Genomic DNA, 22,861 nt, shown 5'->3' on the forward strand with positions numbered 1-22,861 from the left:
GTATCCACAGGTTCTCCAAGCAGTCCAATTGGCAGTTCGCATATGAAGCAGTCACTACAACTCAAGATTGGCCAACAGCTGACCATGACGCCACAGCTGCAGCAGGCTATTCGTCTGCTTCAGCTTTCGTCACTGGATCTGCAACAGGAGATTCAGGAAGCACTGGACAGCAACCCCCTGCTGGAAGCCGATGAGGAGCACGACACCGGTGCCGAAGCCGAAGCGGACAGCCGGGAGAGCGCCAGCAGTAACGAAACGAGTGAAAACGCTTCAGATCAGGACGACAACTGGAGCGATGACCAGCCTGATGACCACTGGAATGAGCAGATCCCTGCCGAGCTGACCACCGACAGCAGCTGGGACGACACCTTCCAGCATCAGCCGGCGCCTGCGCCGACTCGTGATGATGACTGGACACCCGGCGACAACGACACCGTCGAGGACAGCCTGCAGGACCACCTGCTCTGGCAGCTCAACCTGACCCCGATGAGTGACGACGACTATCAGATTGCGCTGGCCATCATCGATTCGGTCGACAACGACGGCTACCTCACGACCAGTACCGAGGACCTGCTGGAGCACTTTCAGCAGCAGCAACCCGACACCTTTGGCGATGCCGAGCTGGCCGAAATCGAAGCGGTCCTGCACCGCCTGCAGCAGTTCGATCCGACCGGCGTCTGCGCTCGCAACCTGAACGAGTGCCTGCAGTTGCAACTGCAGCAACTGCCTGAAGACACGCCCCTGCGCAACACGGCCATCCGCCTGGTGCGCGACCATCTGAATCTGCTGGGCAGCCATGACTACCGCACCCTGATGCGCCGCATGCGACTCAAGGAAACGGACCTGCAGCAGGTGATCACCCTGATTCAGAGCCTGAACCCCAAGCCGGGCGGCATCATCAGCCCGGACGCGGCACAGTATGTCATTCCCGATGTCATTGTGCGCAAGCAGCACGGACAGTGGAACGTGAGTCTCAATCAGGAGGCGTCGCCCAAGCTGAAGATCAACAGTCAGTATGCGGAGATGGTTCGCCGTGCGGACAACAGCGCCGACAACACCTATCTCAAGAACCACCTGCAGGAAGCGCGCTGGTTCCTGAAAAGCCTGGCCAGCCGCAACGAAACCCTGCTCAAGGTCGCGACCGAGATCGTGGCACGGCAGATCGACTTCTTCGAGGAAGGCGAAGAAGGCATGAAACCCATGGTACTGCACGACATTGCGGAAGCCGTGGACATGCACGAGTCCACCATCTCGCGCGTCACCACACAGAAGTTCATGCACACCCCCCGTGGCATTTTTGAGCTGAAGTACTTTTTCTCCAGCCACGTAGGCACCTCGGATGGCGGCGCCGCTTCCTCCACCGCCATCCGCGCCCTGATCAAAAAGCTGGTCAGTGGCGAAAATGCGGCCAAACCGCTGAGCGACAACAAGATTGCTCAGCTGCTCAAGGAACAGGGAATCAATGTCGCCCGTCGCACCGTTGCAAAATATCGGGAGGCAATGAACATTCCGCCTTCTAATGAGCGCAAGCGTCTGGTTTAATGAGAGTGAAGGCGGTGCTACAGCTGCACCCCTATGAGAAGGAGAAAAACCTATGCAGATCAACATCACTGGCCACCATGTCGAACTGACCGATGCCCTGAACGACTATGTTCGTACCAAGTTCGACCGTCTGGAGCGTCACTTTGACAACATCACCAATGCACAGGTCACCCTCAGCGTAGAGAAACAGCGCCAGAAGTCTGAAGCCAACATCCACCTTGCCGGTGGTGAGGTCTTTGCCGCTCATGAGCATGACGACATGTATGCAGCCATTGACGGCATGGTCGACAAGCTTGATCGTCAGATCATCAAGCACAAAGAAAAAATGAAATCCCATAAATAACCGGTAGCAGCACGTCACGACATGCAACTATCAGAACTGCTGACCCCATCCCGCACACTCTGCCACGTTGATGTGGTCAGCAAAAAGCGAGCCCTGGAACTCGCCAGCCAGACAATTGCCGAGCAGTTGGATGGCCCGGCCGCTGAAGAGATCTTCAGCGGCCTGATCAATCGCGAGCGCCTTGGCAGCACCGGTATCGGTGAAGGCGTTGCCATTCCTCATTGCCGCATGGCTGGCGTCCACAAGGCCGTCGGGCTGCTGATGACACTGTCCGCACCCATCGACTTTGATGCCATCGATAATCGACCGGTCGATCTGGTCTGCCTGCTGCTGGTCCCCGAAGAAGGGGCCGAAGAGCACCTGCAGACACTGGCGGGCCTGGCCGAACTGTTCAATCATTCCGAAACCCGCGAATCCCTGCGTGCCTGCAACAGCTCCGATGATCTGTTGGACCGGGTACAGCAGCTCTGCCGGGAGCAGTAAGCCCATGCGTCTGGTCGTTTTGAGCGGCCGCTCAGGCTCTGGCAAGAGCACTGCACTTCAGGTACTGGAGGATGTGGGCTTTTACTGCATCGATAACCTGCCGGCACTGTTGCTACCCGACCTGATACGGCTGATGCTGAAGGATGACCGCCCGCTGGACAAGATCGCCGTCAGTATCGACGCACGCAACCAGCCCAGCAACCTGCAGCAGTTTCCCGAGATCATGCACCAGCTGCGCCAGCTGGATGACCTGAGCATCGAGACCCTGTTTCTGGATGCGGGTGAAGCAACGCTGCTGCGGCGCTACAACGCAACCCGTCGACGGCACCCGCTCAGTGATAACAGTCAGGGGCTTCAGGACTCGATCCGCACCGAACACCAGCTGCTTGAGCCCATCGCCAACCAGGCGGACCTGCGCATCGATACCACGCGCCTGTCGCTCTACGAGTTGCGTGACGAGGTCAAGCTCAGAGTGGCCGGCCGTACCGAGCAAACCCTGTCACTGCAGTTTGAATCCTTCGGCTTCAAGCACGGTGTTCCGCTCGACGTGGACTTCACCTTTGATGTCCGCTCCCTGCCCAACCCCTACTGGGTACCGGAACTGCGACAGTACACCGGGCGAGATCAGGCCGTGATCGACTTCCTGTCAGGCTCCGAGGACGTCACGGAAATGGTGCAGGACATACAGGCCTTTGTTGAAAAATGGCTGCCCCGCTTCCGTGCCAATAACCGCAGCTACATTACCGTCGGGATCGGCTGTACCGGCGGACAGCACCGATCGGTCTACGTGACCGAGCAGCTGGCTGGCCATTTCCGTACGCTTATGGATAATGTTCAGGTATTGCACAGGGAACTGAGACAGCCAGCGTCGGACTGAACACCCATGGTTGAAAAGCGACTCATCATCATCAACAAACTTGGCCTGCACGCACGCGCAGCGGCCAAGCTCGTAACCACGGCCAACCAGTTCGAATCCGATATTCGTATTGCTCGCGACGATCGCGAGATCGATGGCAAGAGTATCATGTCCGTCATGATGCTGGCGGCCAGCAAGGGTACTGAAATTGAGTTGCGCATTCAGGGTGAGGATGAGCAGCATGCCCTCGATGCACTTGAAGCGCTGATCAACAACCGCTTCGACGAAGCCGAATAAACCGGTTCCCGCCTCCACCAGCCAACCGGGACACCCCATGAGCCAGCAGGACCAACCTTCCAACCTGGAAACGCTCAGCGCCGCCCTCGAAGTCGGCGAGCTGCAGCAGCTTCGCTTCATGCTGAACAAGGGCCTCAAGCCCGTTGAAGTGGCACACCTGCTGGAAAAAACACCGCCGCGTGAGCGCCAGATTCTGTGGAACCTGCTGAACCAGGAGCTGGAAGGGGAAGTCCTGCAATACCTGGGCGATGATGCTCAGGCCGAAATCCTCAGCCGCATGGAAGCCACTGAGGTACTGGCGATTACGGAGTCGCTGGAAACAGACGACATGGCTGACATTCTGCAGCAGCTCCCCGACCGGGTGATGAAAGAGCTGCTGCAGATCATGGACCAGGAAAACCGGTCGCGCGTGGAGCAGGTCCTCTCCTACCCCGAGGATACGGCCGGCGGCCTGATGAACACCGATACGGTGACCATCCGCCCGGACATCACCGCGGAAACCGTGCTGCGCTACCTCAGACGTCACAAGGAGATTCCGGAGACCACCGATACCCTGTTTGTGGTCAGCCGAAAGGGCTCCTATATCGGCGTTCTGCCTCTGACTCGCCTGCTCACCACCGACCCGGACGTGCTGGTGCGCGAGATCATGAATACGGACGTGGATGCGATCACGGCCGACATGCCGGATGAAGACGTGGCTCGGCTGTTTGAGCAGCTTGACCTGCTGTCAGCCCCTGTCGTCGATGAAGAAGGCCAACTGCTTGGGCGTATCACCATTGACGACGTGGTCGACGTTATCCGTGAAGACGCCGACCACTCGCTCATGAGCATGGCCGGTCTGGACGAGGATGAGGACACCTTTGCCCCGATCTTCAAAACCACACGCCGTCGTGCGGTCTGGCTCGGCATTAACCTGATCACGGCCTTCATCGCTTCTGCAGTGATCGGCCTGTTCGAGGCTACACTGGACAAGGTGGTGGCGCTGGCCGTACTGATGCCGATTGTAGCCTCCATGGGCGGCATCGCCGGCAGCCAGACCCTGACCCTGGTGATTCGCGGTCAGGCGCTGGGACACGTGGAACGCTCCAATATCGGCTGGCTGTTTAACCGTGAGCTGGTGGTTGGCCTTTTGAATGGGCTGCTGTGGGCGCTGATCGTGGCCATCGTGGCGATCATCTGGTTTCAGGATACAACCGTGGGCGTTGTCATCGCACTGGCCATCGTGATCAATCTGGTGGCCGGCGCCATGGCGGGTACACTGCTGCCCATGGTACTCAAGTCACTGGGCATCGACCCGGCACTGGCTGGCAGTGTGCTGCTGACGACCATCACGGACGTGATCGGCTTTTTCGCTTTTCTGGGGCTGGCAACCCTGTTTTTTGCCTGACGAGACTGAACATGAACACTGAGAACGACGATTTCCACAATGAACAGGGCGACCTGGGCCCCAGCAAGTCCCAGCTCAAGCGTGAAGCCGAAGAGCTGCAGGCACTGGGCAAGCGCATGACCGAACTGCGCCCGGACCAGCAGGCCAAGCTCCCCATCGACGATCGCTTGCGTGCTGCCATCGAGGAGTATGGCCGCATTCGCGCCAATGGCGCCAAGCGCCGCCACATGCAGTACATCGGCAAGTTGATGCGGGATGCGGACGCCGAGGCAATCCGGGCAGTGGTGGATCGCTTCGACTCGGCCAGCGCGCTGCACAACCAGCTGTTCCATGATATGGAGCGCTGGCGTGAGCGCCTGATTGAGGAGGGTAACGAGGCCTTGCAGGCATTTATCGAAAGCCACCCCAATGCGGATATCCAGCATCTGAGGCAGCTGGTACGCAACGCCCAGCGCGAACGTGCCCGAGAGCAATCGCCAACCCATGCTCGCAAGCTGTTTCGCTACATCCGAGAGCTGAACGACCTCTGAGTTTGACTCTTATTCCGTCGCCGGTGGCTGGAGCTTCATCTCCGGGTCATCCCAATGGCCTTTCAGGGTGTACTTGAGCGTACTGAAGCGCTGGAGCTTGTCGCCGATCAGCTTATCGATCACAAAGGCGGCTCCGGCCACCTGCGGTGCTCCCAGCAGGATGGCCGCAAAAGGTGCGTTGCTGCTCAATGGCAGCGTCACTTCCACTTCCTGGTCCAGCTGCTCCTGAGTCAGATCGACCTGACCCGTCAGGCGCATGTCGGCCGAAGGCCCTTCCAGTACCAGCGGCGAGCGTGTAACGGCAACACCACCCTTGAGCCGGTAATCGCCGCGTATCGCATCGAAGCTGATGCCCTTTTGCAGCAGGTCACTGAAGTCCAGCCGCAACCGTCGCGCCAGTGAATTGAAGTTGAGAATGCCAAACACCCTCAGCAGGTTGCTGCTGTCGGCGGTTTCAATCAGGCGTGTCTGGCCGGTCTCAAACAGAAACTCGCCTCCCAGATTGCCCAGCGCAAAATCCCAGGGCGCGCCCGGCCAGTCCAGTTGCAGAGTACCGGTGACCTCTCGGGTTTCCATGATACGTCCGTAGCCCCACTGCTGAAGCAGCCGCCCTATATCATCTGCTGCCAGCTTCAGCGTCAGCGCCGTCTGAGGGCTTTCCTGCCGCTGGTGCCAGTTCGCTTCGCCTCTCAGGATAAGCTGCTCCAGATGGGCTTCCAGCCCCGTCACTCTCAACCCGTCGTCATCCGGTCTTAGCTGGAAACGCCAGTCTCCCAACGGCTTTTCGCCCAGTTCAAGGTGGGCCACGCGCAGATTCAGGTCCGGCACTCGTGCCGCTTCCAGCATGCCGGAATAGTGTGGATCCTTGGCTTCAGCAGGGGTAGCGCCCGTTCCGGCATCCTTTTCCGGCGCACGCAGCAGGTCCAGCTGAAGATGCTCCAGGTCGACACCAATGGGCGCACCGGGCGGCAATTTCAGCGTACCGGCAACCCATTCATGTTGCAGCCCCACCTGCAAGGTCTGCTCGGGTGTGGAGAGTGAGACCTGCATGGGTGACGCCATGCCCTGTACCGGCAACTGCAGCATCCCCTTCTGCAGGTTCAGCTCGGGTGTCAGCTCAAATCCCAGTGACAAGGGCGCCGGGACCGAGGCCGGCTTGGACAACCGTCCCGGCAGCGACAGTTCGACCCCTTGAAGGTCCGAACTCAGTTCCAGGCGATTGCACGCATCCTCACCACAGAGCGTCAATTCCCCCTGCCAGTTGAGGTCACCGCTGGCAAACGTCAGACCCGCGCTATCCAGCCAGCGATCCAGGTCGGATATCCCGGTCCGGCCAATCAGATGTATCTGGTGTCCCCGACTGGACGGCTCTATCTGTGCCGTCACCGGCTGACGCAGGAAGATGCCATTGAGCTGATCGGAAGACAGGCCCACACCGGTCTGATACTCCAGCCCGCCCTGCAGATTCGTCACCTGAATACCCGCCGATTCGGAACGGAGCACGGCGCCGTCCAGTTGAGCGGCCACCCTGACCTCCGGCACCTTGTCAGCCTCAAGCGGAACCCCCAGCCCAAGGTGCAAGGTGCTGCTACCCTCTGCCAGCTGCCAGCTCTGAATGGCCGGGCCCAGCGCATCTGCCAGCGGGGTACGCTTCAACACATGGTCAACGTCGTCCGCCGGTCCCTGCAGCAGGGCTTCAATCTGCAGTGTCCGACTGCCCGGTGCCAGATAGGCCCAACCCGAATCGATGCGTGTATCCAGCAATTGCCCCTGGTCGATATTGATCGCCACCCCTGCATCCCGCACCATTACGAACAGGTCTGCCTGCTCGATCTGAGGCCAGCCTTCCTGATAGGCCAGCGCGGCATCCTCGATATCAAAGAACAGCTGTACCACGGGGCGTCGCGGGGTATCCAGCTGACGGGTACCCGTCCGCAACACCAAACCACCCTGTTTGAGGCGTCCGGATCGAATGGCTCCTTTCAGCCAGCGATGCAGCCCGGCCCCGACTTCACGTTCAGGCGTATAGACCGGAGCCTTGAGCCCATCACTGTCGGTCATGCCAATCATCAGAATCAGTTCGGACTGCTGCTCCCGATCAAACGGCAGATCAATACTGAAGCGGCCCGAGGCCTGCACGGCCTGATCCTTGAGCTGTAAGCGTTCGCTGCTGACATGCACCCCCTGCTGGCTCAGCTGCCAGCGGACCCGACCGCTGGCATGGGTATAGCGCCACTTGTCCGGGTAGAGCCTGGGAAAGTGCATGCCAAACTGCCGACTGACCAGATCAATCTCCCCCCCGTGTCGGTCCGCTCGCAGCCGACCGGACACCCCTTCCAGCGCCGGTGCGCCATGCCAGGCTTCAACGCCGGCATCTTCCACATCCGCGATCAACTCAAGATCCTGCAAGGGCTGACCGGGCTTTCGGGTAACTTGCAGGTTATGCAGGGCACCTTCAGGCGCGAGCTGCTCCAGTACACGCGCCAATGGACTTTCCGTACCGCCTGCGGCTCTGAGCCAGTCAGCTGCCGCACTCAGATCAAGCGACGCCACCCCCAGCTCAAAGGCATCAGGCAGCCGAGGTTGCAAGGGTGCGTTCAGAAGCAGGCGCGGGAGGCTCAGCACCTGCTCACCGTGGGTCAGTGTCAGATCATTGATCTGCAGTTGATACTGATCGTTCCAGGGTTGAATACTGAGGCGGGTTGCCAGTGTTTCGGGGACAGGCAAGGCCTGGTGGCCGACCTGCAACTGATTCACGTTCAGCTCTGCCTGAGCAGCAAGCAGCTGACGCTGCCCGATATCCACCCAGATCCGGCTGTCCGCATCCAGTGCAGTCAATTGCCATTCGGGCCACAAGAGTTGTGCCAGTTGCGGCCCGAGGTTGCGGATATCCACATACCCCCTGTAATGGGCCGCCAGCGGGTCCTGCTGGCCCAGCTCACCGGTTTCCAGCACGAACGAAAGAGCGGTGCTGTCACCCAGCTGCGGCATTCGGAAAGAGCCGCTCAGTCGATGCTCCCGCCGAGTGTTTTCCAGTTCAAGGTCCGCCGGCGTAATCACGACAGGGCCGCCCTGCTCGGGTATCAGCAGAAGCTCCACATCCGCGATCAATGCGTAGGGCTGACTGAGCAGGAGCCCGGAAAGCGCCCGCCAGCCGGCATCACTCATGCCCGACTCGGGCTGGCGTGGCGATGCACCGGGACGATGCAGCCAGGCCCCATCCCGCTGATGCCAGCGCCCCACCACGCCTCGCGCTTCAAAATGCTCGAAAATGGGAGTGCCTCTGAACAGAGACCGGAAAGGGTCGAAGCGCAGCAGCAGGTCATCCACCGCCAGATACCCCTCAGGGCCGTGTTCGGCGCCCACCCGCATGCGAATACCCGAGATCTGCACCACCGGAAGCGCACGACTCCAGTGCCCCTGCAACTGATCGATGCTGAGCTCAACGCCCAGCTTCCGGGACAGGTAGTCCTGCAGTGCAGGCCTGAATCGGTCGATGTTGTGCAGCGCCAGCCGTGCAGCCGTCAGCAGCAGTGCCAACAACAGCAGAACAACTATACTGGCCCACCAGGCACGGCTGAGGTGGCGGCGCATCGGTTACTCCGTCTTACCGCAGGACAACATCAAACTGCTCCGGTGTGTAGAGCGGCTCTACCTGGAAGCGCACCGTCTTGCCGATAAAGTCTTCCAGCTCTGCCACATGATCGGACACTTCGTCCAGCAGATGGTCCACCACGGACTGCGCGGCCAGAACCAGATAGGTCTCGGTATCGTAGGCTCGGTGCTGCCGCAGGATTTCCCGGAAGATCTCATAGCAGACGGTTTCGGGGGTTTTCAGTGAACCGCGTCCCTGACAGTGGCTGCAGGGCTCACACAGTACCTGCTCCAGACTTTCCCGCGTCCGCTTGCGGGTCATCTCCACCAGACCGAGTTCCGACACGCCGGTGACCTTGCACTTGGCATGATCCTTCTCCAGCACGCGCTCCAGTGTCCGCAGCACCTGGCGCTGATGGTCGGAGTCTTCCATATCGATGAAGTCGATGATGATGATACCGCCCAGGTTGCGCAGCCTGAGCTGACGACCAATCGCCGTGGCCGCTTCCAGGTTGGTCTTGAAGATCGTCTCTTCCAGATTGCGGTGTCCAACGAAAGCCCCCGTATTCACATCCACGGTGGTCATCGCTTCGGTCTGGTCAAAGATCAGGTAGCCACCCGACTTCAATTCCACCTTGCGCCCCAGGGCCTTCTGCATCTCCTCTTCGACATTGAACATATCGAAGATGGGGCGTTCACCGGGGTAGTACTCCAGCTTGTTTTCGATCTCCGGCACCAGCGCCTTTACAAATTCGCTGGCACGCTGGAAGGTTTCACGCGAGTCGATACGGATACGCTCGACACCGGCATGGGCCATATCCCTGAGTGCACGCATGTTCAGCGGCAGGTCTTCATACACGATAGCCGGCGCCTTCACCTGCTTGATCTTGACCCGGATGGACTCCCACAAACGCCGCAGGAACTGCAGATCCGACTCCAGCTCCACTTCGGTCACGCCTTCGGCCACGGTACGCAGAATCACCCCCCACTCCGGCTGCTCGGCATCTTCCGGAATCAGGGTCTGCATCAGGGTGCGCAAACGCTCGCGCTCGGTACCGTCTTCGATACGCTGGGATACGCCGATATGGCTGCTGCCGGGCATCAGCACAAGGTAGCGTGAGGGAATGGAAATGTGGGTCGTCAGTCGAGCGCCCTTGGTGCCGATCGGGTCCTTGGTCACCTGAACCAAAAGCGACTGCCCTTCTCGCAGCACATGCGCAATGGAAGTCGCGTTGCGCTGATCCGTCGGCAGGCTCTGGTCCACCACCTCATCCACATGAATAAAGGCCGCGCGCTCCAGACCGATATCCACAAAGGCCGCCTGCATGCCGGGCAGCACACGTACCACCTTGCCCTGATAAATATTGCCAACGATACCGCGGCGCTTGGCACGCTCGACGTAAATTTCCTGGGGCATGCCGTTTTCGATCACTGCCACACGCGTTTCCATCGGTGTGAAGTTGATCAGGATTTCCTCACCCATCCAATCGTCCTCTTGAAAACTTGTTAGGTTGCGGGGGCATGCCAGACGGGAACGCCGAACGACTCCAGCAACTGCGCGGTCTCCATCAATGGCAGACCGACAACTGCAGAGTAACTGCCTTCCATACGGCTGACAAATACGGCGCCCATGCCCTGAATACCATAGGCACCCGCCTTGTCCTGTGGCTCGCCGGTGTGCCAGTAGCGACGACAGATGGCTTCGTCCAGCGCGCGAAAGCTCACGTCGGTTACCACCGTCTCAACGGCTTCATGCGCCCCCTGTACCAGCGCGACCGACGTCATCACCTGGTGCTGACGGCCTGACAGGTGCATCAGCATGCTCACCGCCCCCTCTTCATCCGCGGGCTTGCCCAGAATATGCCCATCCAGCGTCACCGTGGTATCCGACCCCAGATATACCGGCCCTTCGCCCCGCAACTGCTGACAGGCACGCGCCTTTTCCAGCGCCAAACGGGCGACGTATTCAGCAGCCGGCTCATTCGGGGCGGGCGTTTCATCGATATCAACGGGGACAGAGGTAAAGGCAACGCCGATCTGCTCAAGCAGCTCACGGCGACGAGGAGAAGCAGACGCAAGAATCAGGGACGACATAAGCACTCAGCTGAGGTAGAAAGTGTGACGAACGGCTCGCAACAGCAGAAACAGCCAGGGCCAGACCAGCGCACTGACCACGGAGGGCAGCAGGAACAGCAGCGAACTCCCCGTGGTGCCGGTGATGCCCTGCATCCAGTGAAACAGCAGCTGGTTGATCCCGACCAGCACCAGCACCATGAAGGACTGCTGCCACAGCGGGAACATGCGCAGGCGCTTGTACAACAGCAGCACCAGGAAGGCGATCAATGTCAGCGAGAGCGCACTCAAACCCAGCACGCTACCTCTCACCACGTCCAGCAGCACTCCGATCAGGAAGGCACTGCCCATGCCGACACGGTGCGGCAGGGCCATCACCCAATAGATCAGGATCAGCACCACCCACTCGGGGCGCGCCCAGACCAGCAGATCCGGCAGCGGCATCTGACTCAGGACCATGCCGACCATAAAGGTGGCAAAGATGATCATGCCTCCGCCGCGGGATTCCTCATTCATGTGGCGGCTCTGCCAGCACCCGTGACAGCTCGGAGCGGTATTCCACCAGCAACAGATAGCGGCTGCGATCCAGACGTGCTGTCGGTTCTGCCTTGATCAATTTGAAAGGGCGCCCGGGGTCGCGAACGACTTCTGTCACCCGTGCCACCGGGTAACCGCGCGGAAAACGCCCACCCAGTCCCGAGGTCACCAGCAGGTCGCCCTGACGAATGTCTGCCGTATCCGGAATATGTTCCAGTTCCAGCTCACCCAGCACCCCCTTGCCGAGGGCGATGCCACGAAAACCGTTGCGATTGACCTCAACCGGGACAGCGGAGCGTGCATCCGTAATCAGCATGACCCGGCTGGTGTAGTGCGACAGGTTGACCACTTGCCCCATCACGCCACCGGCATCAAGCACGGGCTGGCCCACGAAAACGCCGTCTTCAATTCCCTGATTGAGAATCACCTGATGCTGGAAAGGATCCGGGTTGACGCCGATCAGCTCGACCATCCGGGTTTCGGGGTCCAGCCGCGCATCCGCCGCCAGCAGCTCACGCAGACGAATATTTTCGGCGGTCAGCGCCGCCATCTGCTGCACCTTGCGTTCGAGCACCAGAGCTTCGGACTTCAGCGCTTCGTTCTCGCGCACCAGGCTGGCTCGGTCGACAACCACGCCCGAAAGGCTGTCCGCCACGCGCGCCGGGATATCCACCACCCACTGCAGCGGCGTCACCACCAGCGACAGCCAGGCACGGCCCTCTTTCATGCGCGGCCAGTTCAAGTCAGCCACGATCAGGAGCAGTGCCAGCAGGGTCAGTAACAGAAACAGTCGTCGCGGGCGTCCGCCCCGGAAGATCGGTTTAATACCTCACCCCCTGTTCGCCCCACGGGCAGCATCCATGACCGCATTCAGTCAAAAACAGCCTGAGCTGCATGGCCTTACTCGTATGTGAGGAGTTCAAACGACTGCTTGTCCAGCATCTCCAGCGCCTTGCCACCGCCACGGGCCACACAGGTGAGCGGATCTTCGGCCACGATCACCGGCAGGCCGGTCTCTTCGCTGACCAGACGGTCGATATTGCGCAGCAGAGCGCCCCCGCCGGTCAGCACGATACCGTGCTCGGCGATGTCGGCTGCCAGCTCCGGCGGGCACTGTTCCAGCGCGCTCTTGACCGACTGTACAATTGCCGACAGAGGCTCCTGCAGCGCTTCGAGAATTTCGTTGCTGTTGAGGGTAAAGCTGCGCGGAATCCCCTCTGCGAGGTTACGACCGCGCACATCGATTTCCAGAATATCGCTTGACGGGTAGGCCGAGCCGATCTCCTGCTTGATGCGCTCTGCCGTGGCATCACCGATGAGACTGCCGTAGTTGCGACGCACGTAGGTCACAATCGCCTCGTCGAAGCGGTCACCGCCGACGCGAACGGATTCGGCATAGACGATACCGTTCAGAGAGATCACCGCAATTTCGGTAGTACCGCCACCAATATCCACCACCATGGAGCCACTGGCTTCCTCGACCGGCAGTCCGGCACCGATGGCAGCTGCCATGGGCTCTTCAATCAGGTACACCTCACGGGCACCGGCACCGATCGCCGATTCCTTGATCGCACGGCGCTCCACCTGAGTGGACTTGCAGGGTACGCATACCAGCACACGCGGGCTGGGCGTCATGAAGCTGTTATCGTGCACCTTGCTGATGAAGTACTGCAGCATCTTCTCGGTGACATGGAAGTCGGCGATGACGCCGTCCTTCATCGGTCGGATGGCCGTGATGTTGCCCGGCGTACGGCCCAGCATGCGCTTGGCATCGGAGCCCACGGCGGCAACGGATTTCTGATTGCCATTCACCCGAATGGCCACAACTGAAGGCTCATCCAGAACGATGTCACGATCACGAACGTAGATCAGTGTGTTGGCTGTTCCCAGATCGATGGAAAGGTCACTTGAGAACAGGCCTCTAATTTTCTTGAACATGCTGACTGTAGATACCCTGAGATTGGCCGGAGTGGCGGCTATTCTGAAAGCAAACAACTCTAACAACGGCAGGGATTTTGAGCAAGGTACAAACATGCTATCTTATGCGCCATTCACCCTTTCCAAAATCAACTGCTGCGGGGCTTCCGGCGTTCAGCCACCCTTAAGCGGACAGACTGATCAAAGCGAGAAGCGGACCTATGTCACTGGACCGATCCGACGTGGAACAGATAGCTCATCTGGCGCGACTGCAGATTGATGCGACCGATATCGACAGCTACGGCCAATCTCTCAACAGCATTCTGGGGCTGGTAGACCAGATGCAGGCCACCAACACCGATGGCGTGGAGCCGCTGGCTCACCCGCTGGACGCGGTACAGCGCCTGCGTGCCGACGTGGTGACCGAGCCCAACCAGCGCGACGCCCTTCAGGCGGTGGCACCGGCCACTGAAGAAGGCCTCTTTCTGGTACCCAAGGTTATCGAGTAATCCGCCCTCAGGTTCAAGGACACACGCATGTTTGACAAGACACTTGCCGAGCTGGCCCAGGGGCTTGAGCGCGGCGACTTCAGCAGCACCGAACTGGCGCAGGCCTACCTGCAGCGCATCGGGAACCTCAACAGCCAGTACAATGCGTTTATCACGCTGACCGAAGAGCAGGCGCTGGCGCAGGCAAAAGCCGCCGACGAGGCTCGCGCCGCCGGCAACGCAGGCGCACTCTGCGGCCTGCCCATCGCGCACAAGGACCTGTTCTGTACTCAGGGTGTGCGCACCTCCAGCGCGTCCAAAATGCTGGACAACTTTGTGTCGCCCTACGATGCCACCATCGTCAACCGCCTGAAAAACGCCGGCACGGTGATGCTGGGCAAGCTGAACATGGACGAATTCGCCATGGGCTCTTCCAACGAGAGCAGCTTTTACGGCCCGGCCCGTAACCCCTGGGACACCGAGCGCGTACCCGGCGGTTCCTCCGGCGGTTCGGCGGCAGCTGTTGCCGCCCGTCTGACGCCTGCAGCCACCGGCTCCGACACCGGCGGCTCCATCCGTCAGCCCGCGGCCCTGTGCGGCATCACCGGTCTCAAGCCGACCTACGGACGTGTCTCCCGCTACGGCATGATCGCTTTCGCCTCCTCACTGGATCAGGCCGGCCCCATGGCCCGGACCGCCGAAGACTGCGCCATGATCCTCAACGCCATGGCCGGTTTTGATGCGCTGGACTCCACCAGTGCCGAGCGCGATACCGAAGACTACACCGCCGACCTGAACCAGCCGCTGAGCGGCCTGAAAATCGGCCTGCCCAAGGAGTACTTCTCCGATACGCTGGATGCCGGCATTGCCGAGCAGGTGCGCAACGCCGTGACGGAGTTCGAGAAGCTGGGCGCGACCGTGAAAGAGGTCAGCCTGCCCAACACCGAGCTGTCCATCCCGGCCTACTACATCATTGCGCCGGCCGAAGCCTCTTCCAACCTGTCCCGTTTTGATGGCGTGCGCTACGGCTACCGCTGTGCCGACCCGGTCGATCTGGAAGACCTGTACAAACGCAGCCGCGGTGAAGGCTTCGGCCCCGAGGTCAAGCGCCGCATCATGGTGGGCACCTACGCCCTGTCGGCCGGCTATTACGATGCCTACTACCGCAAGGCCCAGCAGATCCGTCGCATGATCCAGCAGGACTTCATCGCCGCGCTGAATGATGTGGATGTGATCATGGGCCCGACTACGCCGCACCCGGCATTCAAGCTGGGCGAAAAGAGCAGCGATCCGGTTTCCATGTACATGGAAGATATCTTCACCCTGTCACTGAACCTGGCAGGTCTGCCCGGCATTTCAGTGCCCTGTGGCCAGACTCAGGGACTGCCGGTGGGACTGCAGATCATCGGCAACTACTTCGCCGAAGCCAAGCTGCTCAACATCGCTCACCAGTTCCAGCAGGCAACTGACTGGCATAAACAGATCCCGGCCGGAGTGGAGGTGTAATCATGGAATGGGAAGTTGTTATCGGGCTGGAGATCCACGTCCAGCTTGCCACCAAAACCAAGATTTTCTCCGGCGCCAGCACCGCCTTCGGTGCCGAGCCCAATACTCAGGCCTGTGCCGTCGACCTGGCGCTGCCGGGCACCCTGCCGGTATTCAACGAGAACGCGCTGCGCATGGCGGTGATGTTCGGTCTGGCCGTGAACGCCGAGATCGGCAAACGCTCCGTGTTTGAGCGCAAGAACTACTTCTATCCGGACCTGCCCAAGGGCTACCAGACGACCCAGCTGGCCGAGCCGATCGTTGGCCCCGGCTATGTTGATATCGAAACCGAAGAAGGGGTTCAGCGTCGCGTTCGCCTGCACCATGCCCACCTGGAAGAGGACGCGGGCAAATCCCTGCACGAAGACTTCCACGGCATGTCCGGCATCGACCTGAACCGTGCCGGCACCCCGCTGGTGGAGATCGTGTCCGAGCCGGACATGCGTTCCTCCAGGGAAGCGGCGGCCTACGCGCGCAAGATTCACGCGATTGTGACCACGCTGGGCATCTGTGACGGCAACATGGCCGAAGGCTCCATGCGCTGTGACTGTAACGTGTCCGTGCGCCCGAAAGGCGAAGAGAAACTGGGCACCCGCACCGAGCTGAAGAACATCAACTCCTTCCGCTTCATCGAGCGCGCCATCGACACCGAAGTGGCACGCCAGATCGACCTGATCGAGGACGGCGGCACCGTGGTGCAGGAAACACGCCTGTACGATCCGGACAAGAACGAAACCCGCAGCATGCGCTCCAAGGAAGAAGCCAACGATTACCGTTACTTCCCCTGCCCGGACCTGCTGCCGGTGGTGATCGACGACAGCTATATCGAGGCGATCCGCAAGACCCTGCCGGAACTGCCGGATGCTCGCCGCGACCGCTTCATGAGCGAGTACAACCTGTCTGAATATGACGCAGGCGTGCTGTCGGGGTACAGCGCCCAGGCCGACTACTACGAGCAGGTCGTCAAGCTGTCCGGTGATGCCAAGCTGTCTGCCAACTGGGTGATGGGCGAGCTGGCCAAGTATCTGAACCAGAACGATACCGACATCAAACAGAGTCCGGTGTCGGCCGAACAGCTGGGCGGGCTGCTGGTCCGTATCAAGGACAACACCATCTCCGGCAACATCGCCAAGAAGGTGTTCGAGATCATGTGGAGCAAGGGCGGCAGCGCTGACGAGATCATCGAAGCCGAGGGTCTCAAGCAGGTGACCGACACCGGCGCCATCGAAAAAATCGTCGATGACGTGATCGCCAGCTGCACCAAACAGGTTGATCAGTACAAGGCGGCTGAACCGGAGAAGCGCGGCAAGATGATCGGCTTCTTCATGGGCCAGGTGATGAAGGCCACCGGCGGCAAGGCCAACCCGGGCGCCGTCACCGGTATTCTGAAACAGAAACTGGATGCGCTCTGCGATTGATACCGCTGGACGAGCCAGACACCGAAGGCCGGTCTCCATTATGGTGACCGGCCTTTTCAGTTACGCCTTTAGCAAACGAGCTTGAAGCATCAATGAGGCTCGCGCCCAACGAAACTGCAGTCCAACTGCCCCTTGAGAAATCCTTCTGAATCGATCTGACGCCGCATGCCACGGTGATAGTCTCGATAATGACCAACAGCAATGATACAGGCCTCTGAGCGATACCGAGCGGCATATTCACCGGGGCAGATTTGCACGCGCTGGCCATCAAATCGGGCAACAGCCTCACGGGCTCGTGATGCACGCCCCGGCTCGTAGAACTCGACCTCCACCGGCACACCTGACACCAGATCCAGTGCGGTCGGCTCGAGTCTCCTCCATTCCCCTGAGCGATGATGACTGATCGGCTCAAGCACACACTGGACACGCTCACCGTATTTCGCCTGCTGCCGCAGCAACATCAATCTGTTAGCCTCCTCACGGGCAGCCTCAGCGCGTGCTTCAGCTTCTCGTGCCAGTCTGAGGTCTCGCGCCTGATCCAACTCTGCCTGCTTTTGGCTCGCCTCAAGCTTTTGCTGAGGCGACAGCTCACGCCAACTGTCTTCATCAAGTCCCAGTGGATAGCTTGTACAGCCCAGAACAGCCATGGCCAGCAAAAACGTGACGAACCAGCGCATTGGACCGTACTCCTTTTTTCCTCATGTTTGGGTGAAACAGCCCTTTTGTGCCCGGGCCCCGTCACAGGCAGCGGGCAACAACCAGCATTGAGCTGCCAGGTATTCCATACCCTTTCACAGCAACTCGGCAAAACTGTCCACTACCCGGTCCGGCGCACAGGCGTCCACCGGCTCACCGTGGTTGTAGCCATAGCTGACACAGATCACCGGGCAACCCGCCGCACGAGCGGCATCTACGTCGTTGCGCGAGTCTCCCAGCATCAGAGACCGTTCGGGGCTGCTGCCAAAGCCTTCCATCACGGTCTGCAGGGGCAAGGGGTCCGGCTTTTTCACCGGCAGGCTGTCGCCGCCCAGCACCTGCTCGAAATACCCATCGATTTTCATCGCCTTGAGCAGCGGCGTGGTAAAGGCCATCGGCTTGTTGGTGACCACCGCCAGGGGCACACCGGCCTGCTGCAGGTGGATCAACAGCTCTTCAACGCCCGGATAAAGCCGGGCATAGCGGCCATTGCTTTGCGCATACGCCGCCAGAAAGACCTCGAACGCCGCCTGAAAAAGCGCGGGCTCAAGCGCCTCATCATTCGGGTACATCTCTCCGGTCAGGGCACGTTTGACCAGCATGGGTGCTCCGTTACCCACCCACTGGCGCACCCGGCTCTCGCCCGCAGGCTCACGCCCCAGCGCCTGCAACATGTTATCCACAGCCGCGGTCAGATCCAGTGCACTGTCCACCAGAGTGCCATCCAGATCAAAGATGACACAGGCGGGCAGCTCACCGTTGAACAGGCGACGCATCAGCTGGACACCTTGGCCAGTTCAGCCCGCATCTGAGCGATGGTCGCGGCATAGTCATCGGTATTGAAGATGGCAGAACCGGCCACAAAGGTGTCCGCACCCGCCGCTGCGATCTCGGCGATGTTGCCAACCCCGACACCACCGTCCACTTCCAGGCGGATATCAAAGCCGCTCTCATCAATGCGCTGGCGCACGTCGCGCAGCTTGGTCAGTGTGGAGGGAATAAACTTCTGACCTCCAAAGCCGGGGTTCACCGACATGAGCAGAATCATGTCGATCTTGTCCATCACATGGTCCAGGTAATGCAACGGCGTCGCCGGGTTGAACACCAGGCCGGACTTGCAGCCGCCATCCCGAATCATCTGCAGGGAGCGATCGATATGCTCGGATGCTTCGGGGTGGAAAGTGATGTAGCTTGCGCCAGCCTTGATGAACTCGCTGATCATGTGATCCACCGGCTTGACCATCAGGTGGGCGTCGATCGGCGCTTCGATGCCGTAGTCACGCAGTGCTTTACACACCATCGGACCGATGGTCAGATTGGGCACGTAGTGGTTATCCATCACATCAAAGTGAACGATATCGGCACCGGCGGCCAGCACCGTTTCAACTTCTTCACCCAGTCGGGCAAAATCGGCAGAGAGAATGGAAGGAGCAATCTTGAAGTCGGCCATGGGAACTCATTTAATGGTTAACAATGCGCCTATTGTACCCAAGGCTGCCGATGGATTCAGCTGTGCTTGCGGCGCTGATCACTTAGGCCGATAATCGGCTCATGCGCATGCTTGCCCACTCATTCATTCTCCCCGCTCTGCTGACGGTCACGCTCGCCCAGGCGGCCGATGACGCCTCGCGGACAGCGGCTGGTGTCATGACGCCGGAAGAACAATTGCTGCAAACGCTGGACACCAGCTACGAACTGCTGCAACTGGACACCGGCTCAGACCGGTTTTCACTTCTGTTCCGACCGGCGATGGCGCCCACCGCCAAGGGCAACCTGCTTTTATTACCCGACACCGGCGTTGCGGATGCCTGGCTGGAACAGACCCGGGCCCTTATCGACTACCTGCCCGAGCATGGCTGGAATGTACTGATTGCACAGCCTCCGGCCCCACCGGACCCCGCACTGCCCGAGCGAACGCTGCCGGTCATGAAGCGGCTAACGGGAGGCCAAGGCGAGCCCCCTCCGGCAGCGGACGCACCCCCTGCCGCACCGCCTGCTGCCTCTGAGGACGCTGCACCAAACGAAGGCAACAGCACGGAAGACCCTGTAACTGAACCTCCCTACCCGGACCGCCTGAACAACCGGCTCCAGAGCGCATGGGCTGAGCTTGAGCAGCGCGGCAGTGGCAAGCAGAAACTGGTAATGGGGATCGGCAGCAGTGCCAGCTGGGCAGCTCAGTTTGCGTTGTCTCAGGGGGAGGATATCAGCCTGGTGATGCTTAACCCCCGCCCGGCCCGACAGGCACCTGAAGCGCTGGAGTCATTGCTGGAAAAGCTGGACCAGCGCAAGGTGGTGGACCTGTACTACCACCCCCTGCCCGGATACCCGAATGCAGAGCCCGATGCGCAGCAACGGCGCCTGCTGGCTCGCCGACTGGGCATGGCTCAGTACCACCAGAGCCGCCTGCCGGGTGTTTTCAGGGGCTGGCAGACTGACATGCCCTGGCTGACACGCCAGGTCAGAGGCATTCTGGAGCGCGTATTTCAGGAACAGCTGACGCCGCTGCAGGAGCTGAAGCAGCCTGACCTGTCACCCCCCCAGCCCCCCGGCTCCCGACCAGCCGGCAGGCCGGACTCAATCTGAGAGCTCAGCGCATATTCCGGGCCGCCTTGATGCGGTCGTATGCGGCCTGAATTTCCTGGGTCTTTTCTTTCGCCAGCTGCACCATGTCTTCGGGTACCCCCTTGGCCATCAGTTTGTCCGGATGGTGCTGACTCATCAGTTTGCGCCAGGCCTTCTTGACCTCCGCATCGCTGGCCTCAGGGCTGACACCCAACACGCCGTAGGCATCGCTGAGCAGGCTCGCCGAGTCGGCACCGGGGTGCGCATGCCCCTGCCAAGAATGCTCTCGGAACGATTGCTCTGCGCGCATGCGTGACATCAACAGCTCGACCTCACGCGGCGTAAACTGCAGTTGTGTGAAGACCTGCTGCAGAACGGCCTGCTCGGCCGCGCTGATCTCGCCATCGGCCATGGCCGCCTGCAGCTGGATTTCCACGAACATCAGCTTTACGGCGGAGCGGTTGCGCAGCACGATCGAGAGCGGACGTAGGACCGTCGCGACCTCAAACCCTTCCGCCTTGCCCTCCGTGAAACAGTCGATCGCTTCACGGCGGCGCACTTCGCCCAACCCCATACGGGTCATCACCTCACGGGCGAAGGCGATCTCCTGCTCGGACACGCGCCCGTCCGCCTTGGCCAACTTGCCCATGACACAGAAGGTCGCGCGAAAAAAAAGCTGTTGCGGGTTATAGTCCTTCAGTTTTCGGCTCAGCCCGCGCTGAATCAGGAAACCGACCGCGCCCCCCAGCAACAGTCCCATTGGCCCACCGGACATCAGCCCAATCAGCCCGCCCACCACCAGACCTGTGCGATAGCGCTTCAATTGCCCCAACAGGGATTCCATATGCTCTCCTCAGATTGAACCGGCCCGCAACAGGCGGTCCAGATTGGCCAGCCGTTCCGGGGTCCCGACATCTTCCCAGTAGCCCTGAAGCCGCTCCCCGCTGATCCGGTTGTGCCGCATTTTTTCACGCAGCAGGGGTGCCAGTGCAAAGTTTTCGCTGTCCACTCCTTCAAACAGCGCGGGTGTCATCACGCTGATGCCGGAAAAGGTCAGCCTGACCGGCCCGGACTCGCTGACGCTCCCCTCGGCGTTAAGCGCAAAGTCACCCTCCGGATGCCATTCGGGGTTTTCGGTCAGCACCAGATGGGCACCGCCGGCAGGCGGCCTCACATTCAGCAGGGTTTCCAGAGGATGGGTGCTGAACAGGTCGCCGTTGATCACGATAAACGGCTCCTCGCCCCGGTCACATAACAGGGGCAGCGCCTTGCGGATGCCGCCCCCCGTTTCCAGAGGCTCCTGCTCAGCCGAATACTGGATACGCGCGCCATACCGCTCGCCCGCCCCCAGAAAGGCTTCGATCTGTTCGCCCAGCCAGGCGTGATTGATCACCAGATCGCGGACTCCAGCGGCCACCAGGCGCTCGATGTGGTACTCGATCAGGCATTTGCCGCCTGCCTGCAGCAAGGGCTTGGGAGTCGTCAGCGTCAGTGGACGCATGCGGGTCCCCAGTCCAGCCGCCAGGATCATCGCTTTCACTGCAATGTCCCCTTCTGCAGGGTACCGGCAAAGCGCGGGTGGGCCTCAAAAGCAGGAATAACTCGCTGCTCCAGCCAGCGGGTGAACGTATCCAGTTCCTCATAGCGTGCCGACGCGCGATAGAGGTACATCAGCGTCCGGGGCAGATCATCCAGATACCCTTCCTTGCCATCGCGCAGCCAGAGCCTGCTGAAGATCCCCAGCACTTTGATATGGCGTTGCATACCCATCAGGTCGAACTGCTGCTGGAACAGCGCCTGTTCAGCCACATCCACCCCATCCTTGCGCAGCCTCTGACGGAAGGCTTCCACCCAGAAACGCACCTGTTCATCCGGCCAGTCGATATAGCAGTCACGCAACAGTGAAACCAGATCGTAGGTGACCGGCCCCTGCACGGCATCCTGAAAATCGATCGTGCCCAGCTCGCCATCTTCCAGCACCATCAGGTTGCGTGAATGATAGTCACGGTGCACGCTTACCTGAGGCTGAGCCCGTGCCGACTCAATCAGCAGTCGCCCGACCAGCCCCAGCAGACGGTATTCTTCATCGGACAACTCCAGCCCCAGAAAACGGGTCAGGAACCATTCCGGAAACAGGGCCATCTCGTTGGCCAGCATGACCGGCTCGTAAGGCGGCAGCTGAGGGTTGGTGGTGCGCTGGATTTGACGCAGCAACTCAAACGCACGGGCGTAATGTTGCTCGACACTGGATGCGTCCAGTGCCGGCAGCAACAGATCGTCGCCAAAGTCCTCCAGCAGCATGAACCCGTGCTCCAGATCGCTGGCAATCACGCGGGGAACACGCACCCCCTGCGCCAGCCAGCCCTGCGCAATGGCAACGAAAGGGGCGCAATCTTCATGCTCGGGCGGTGCATCCACGGCGATCCAGTTGCCCTCTTCACCGGTCGCCCGAAAATAGCGCCGAAAGCTCGCATCACCCGAAACAGGCACCAGTTTCTGATTCAGTTTTACATCCTGATCGGCAGCCTGCTGTTGTACCCACAAAGAAAGCTGTTGCAGCCGTTGCCCCATTCGCCCTTATCCTCTAGCACTT

General features: G+C 60.3%; 23 protein-coding genes. 11 read left to right on the forward strand and 12 right to left on the reverse strand.

All coding sequences use genetic code 11. The features are described 5' to 3' along the window. Positions 1–42 precede the first annotated feature (42 nt). The 7 genes from H9C73_RS08605 to yjgA are packed head-to-tail and all read left to right on the forward strand — an operon-like array spanning position 43 to position 5,438. On the forward strand, positions 43–1,542 hold the full coding sequence (locus H9C73_RS08605) for an RNA polymerase factor sigma-54 (RefSeq protein ID WP_209287414.1): 1,500 nt from the start codon (positions 43–45) through the stop codon (positions 1,540–1,542). A gap of 52 nt (positions 1,543–1,594) precedes the next feature. Beyond that, positions 1,595–1,885, forward strand: a complete 291-nt coding sequence (gene hpf / locus H9C73_RS08610; RefSeq protein ID WP_209287415.1) for a ribosome hibernation-promoting factor, HPF/YfiA family — start codon at positions 1,595–1,597, stop codon at positions 1,883–1,885. Between the two features lie 21 nt (positions 1,886–1,906). After that, complete coding sequence (locus H9C73_RS08615) at positions 1,907–2,368, forward strand: PTS sugar transporter subunit IIA (RefSeq protein WP_209287416.1); 462 nt, start codon at positions 1,907–1,909, stop codon at positions 2,366–2,368. 4 nt (positions 2,369–2,372) lie between these two features. Then, positions 2,373–3,245, forward strand: coding sequence for an RNase adapter RapZ (rapZ, locus tag H9C73_RS08620; protein ID WP_209287417.1), 873 nt, complete (start codon positions 2,373–2,375; stop codon positions 3,243–3,245). Positions 3,246–3,251: 6 nt separating this feature from the next. Continuing rightward, entirely contained in the window at positions 3,252–3,521 is a 270-nt protein-coding gene (locus H9C73_RS08625; RefSeq protein ID WP_209287418.1) for an HPr family phosphocarrier protein, read from the forward strand. A 37-nt stretch (positions 3,522–3,558) separates the two neighbouring features. Further along, complete coding sequence (mgtE, locus tag H9C73_RS08630; protein WP_209287419.1) at positions 3,559–4,908, forward strand: magnesium transporter; 1,350 nt, start codon at positions 3,559–3,561, stop codon at positions 4,906–4,908. Between the two features lie 11 nt (positions 4,909–4,919). Then, positions 4,920–5,438, forward strand: a complete 519-nt coding sequence (gene yjgA, locus H9C73_RS08635; RefSeq protein WP_209287420.1) for a ribosome biogenesis factor YjgA — start codon at positions 4,920–4,922, stop codon at positions 5,436–5,438. A gap of 9 nt (positions 5,439–5,447) precedes the next feature. Here yjgA and H9C73_RS08640 read toward each other — a convergent pair whose 3' ends face one another. The 6 genes from H9C73_RS08640 to H9C73_RS08665 form a co-directional block, all read right to left on the reverse strand. After that, positions 5,448–9,032, reverse strand: coding sequence for a YhdP family phospholipid transporter (locus H9C73_RS08640; protein ID WP_209287421.1), 3,585 nt, complete (start codon positions 9,030–9,032; stop codon positions 5,448–5,450). Positions 9,033–9,045: 13 nt separating this feature from the next. Beyond that, positions 9,046–10,515, reverse strand: coding sequence for a ribonuclease G (gene rng, locus H9C73_RS08645; RefSeq protein WP_209287422.1), 1,470 nt, complete (start codon positions 10,513–10,515; stop codon positions 9,046–9,048). 23 nt (positions 10,516–10,538) lie between these two features. Beyond that, positions 10,539–11,126, reverse strand: a complete 588-nt coding sequence (locus H9C73_RS08650) for a Maf family protein (RefSeq protein WP_209287423.1) — start codon at positions 11,124–11,126, stop codon at positions 10,539–10,541. A 6-nt stretch (positions 11,127–11,132) separates the two neighbouring features. Then, the gene (gene mreD / locus H9C73_RS08655; protein ID WP_209287424.1) at positions 11,133–11,621 is read right to left on the reverse strand and encodes a rod shape-determining protein MreD; all 489 of its coding nucleotides are present in this window, start codon (positions 11,619–11,621) and stop codon (positions 11,133–11,135) included. Continuing rightward, positions 11,614–12,468, reverse strand: coding sequence for a rod shape-determining protein MreC (gene mreC, locus H9C73_RS08660; protein WP_209287473.1), 855 nt, complete (start codon positions 12,466–12,468; stop codon positions 11,614–11,616). The genes mreD and mreC overlap by 8 nt, the downstream gene beginning before the upstream one ends. 74 nt (positions 12,469–12,542) lie before the next feature. Further along, entirely contained in the window at positions 12,543–13,580 is a 1,038-nt protein-coding gene (locus H9C73_RS08665; RefSeq protein WP_209287425.1) for a rod shape-determining protein, read from the reverse strand. 200 nt (positions 13,581–13,780) lie between these two features. On the opposite strand from H9C73_RS08665, the gene gatC reads away from it, so the two are divergent. The 3 genes from gatC to gatB are packed head-to-tail and all read left to right on the forward strand — an operon-like array spanning position 13,781 to position 17,010. Continuing rightward, complete coding sequence (gene gatC, locus H9C73_RS08670) at positions 13,781–14,068, forward strand: Asp-tRNA(Asn)/Glu-tRNA(Gln) amidotransferase subunit GatC (protein ID WP_209287426.1); 288 nt, start codon at positions 13,781–13,783, stop codon at positions 14,066–14,068. A 27-nt stretch (positions 14,069–14,095) separates the two neighbouring features. Next, positions 14,096–15,553: an Asp-tRNA(Asn)/Glu-tRNA(Gln) amidotransferase subunit GatA gene (gatA, locus tag H9C73_RS08675; protein WP_209287427.1), complete on the forward strand. Its 1,458-nt coding sequence runs from the start codon at positions 14,096–14,098 to the stop codon at positions 15,551–15,553. A 2-nt stretch (positions 15,554–15,555) separates the two neighbouring features. Next, positions 15,556–17,010, forward strand: coding sequence for an Asp-tRNA(Asn)/Glu-tRNA(Gln) amidotransferase subunit GatB (gene gatB, locus H9C73_RS08680; protein WP_209287428.1), 1,455 nt, complete (start codon positions 15,556–15,558; stop codon positions 17,008–17,010). Positions 17,011–17,099: 89 nt separating this feature from the next. On the opposite strand, the gene H9C73_RS08685 is transcribed toward gatB, so the two are convergent. The 3 genes from H9C73_RS08685 to rpe form a co-directional block, all read right to left on the reverse strand. Continuing rightward, positions 17,100–17,687: a hypothetical protein gene (locus H9C73_RS08685; protein ID WP_209287429.1), complete on the reverse strand. Its 588-nt coding sequence runs from the start codon at positions 17,685–17,687 to the stop codon at positions 17,100–17,102. Positions 17,688–17,801: 114 nt separating this feature from the next. After that, positions 17,802–18,482, reverse strand: coding sequence for a phosphoglycolate phosphatase (locus H9C73_RS08690; protein ID WP_209287430.1), 681 nt, complete (start codon positions 18,480–18,482; stop codon positions 17,802–17,804). Next, the gene (gene rpe, locus H9C73_RS08695) at positions 18,482–19,156 is read right to left on the reverse strand and encodes a ribulose-phosphate 3-epimerase (RefSeq protein WP_209287431.1); all 675 of its coding nucleotides are present in this window, start codon (positions 19,154–19,156) and stop codon (positions 18,482–18,484) included. The genes H9C73_RS08690 and rpe overlap by 1 nt, the downstream gene beginning before the upstream one ends. A gap of 101 nt (positions 19,157–19,257) precedes the next feature. Between rpe and H9C73_RS08700 the strand changes: the two genes are divergently transcribed. Next, positions 19,258–20,289: a DUF3530 family protein gene (locus tag H9C73_RS08700; protein ID WP_209287432.1), complete on the forward strand. Its 1,032-nt coding sequence runs from the start codon at positions 19,258–19,260 to the stop codon at positions 20,287–20,289. 4 nt (positions 20,290–20,293) lie between these two features. Here H9C73_RS08700 and djlA read toward each other — a convergent pair whose 3' ends face one another. From djlA to H9C73_RS08715, 3 genes are read right to left on the reverse strand one after another with little or no spacing between them, the layout of a single operon-like run. Continuing rightward, on the reverse strand, positions 20,294–21,112 hold the full coding sequence (gene djlA, locus H9C73_RS08705) for a co-chaperone DjlA (RefSeq protein WP_209287433.1): 819 nt from the start codon (positions 21,110–21,112) through the stop codon (positions 20,294–20,296). A 9-nt stretch (positions 21,113–21,121) separates the two neighbouring features. Beyond that, positions 21,122–21,799, reverse strand: coding sequence for an N-acetylmuramate alpha-1-phosphate uridylyltransferase MurU (gene murU, locus H9C73_RS08710; protein ID WP_236014187.1), 678 nt, complete (start codon positions 21,797–21,799; stop codon positions 21,122–21,124). Positions 21,800–21,804: 5 nt separating this feature from the next. Then, a complete protein-coding gene (locus tag H9C73_RS08715) occupies positions 21,805–22,839 on the reverse strand; it encodes an aminoglycoside phosphotransferase family protein (RefSeq protein ID WP_209287435.1) in 1,035 nt (344 codons plus the stop codon). Positions 22,840–22,861: the final 22 nt, after the last annotated feature.

Source organism: Marinobacterium alkalitolerans (assembly GCF_017776525.1).
Classification (GTDB): domain Bacteria; phylum Pseudomonadota; class Gammaproteobacteria; order Pseudomonadales; family Balneatricaceae; genus Marinobacterium; species Marinobacterium alkalitolerans.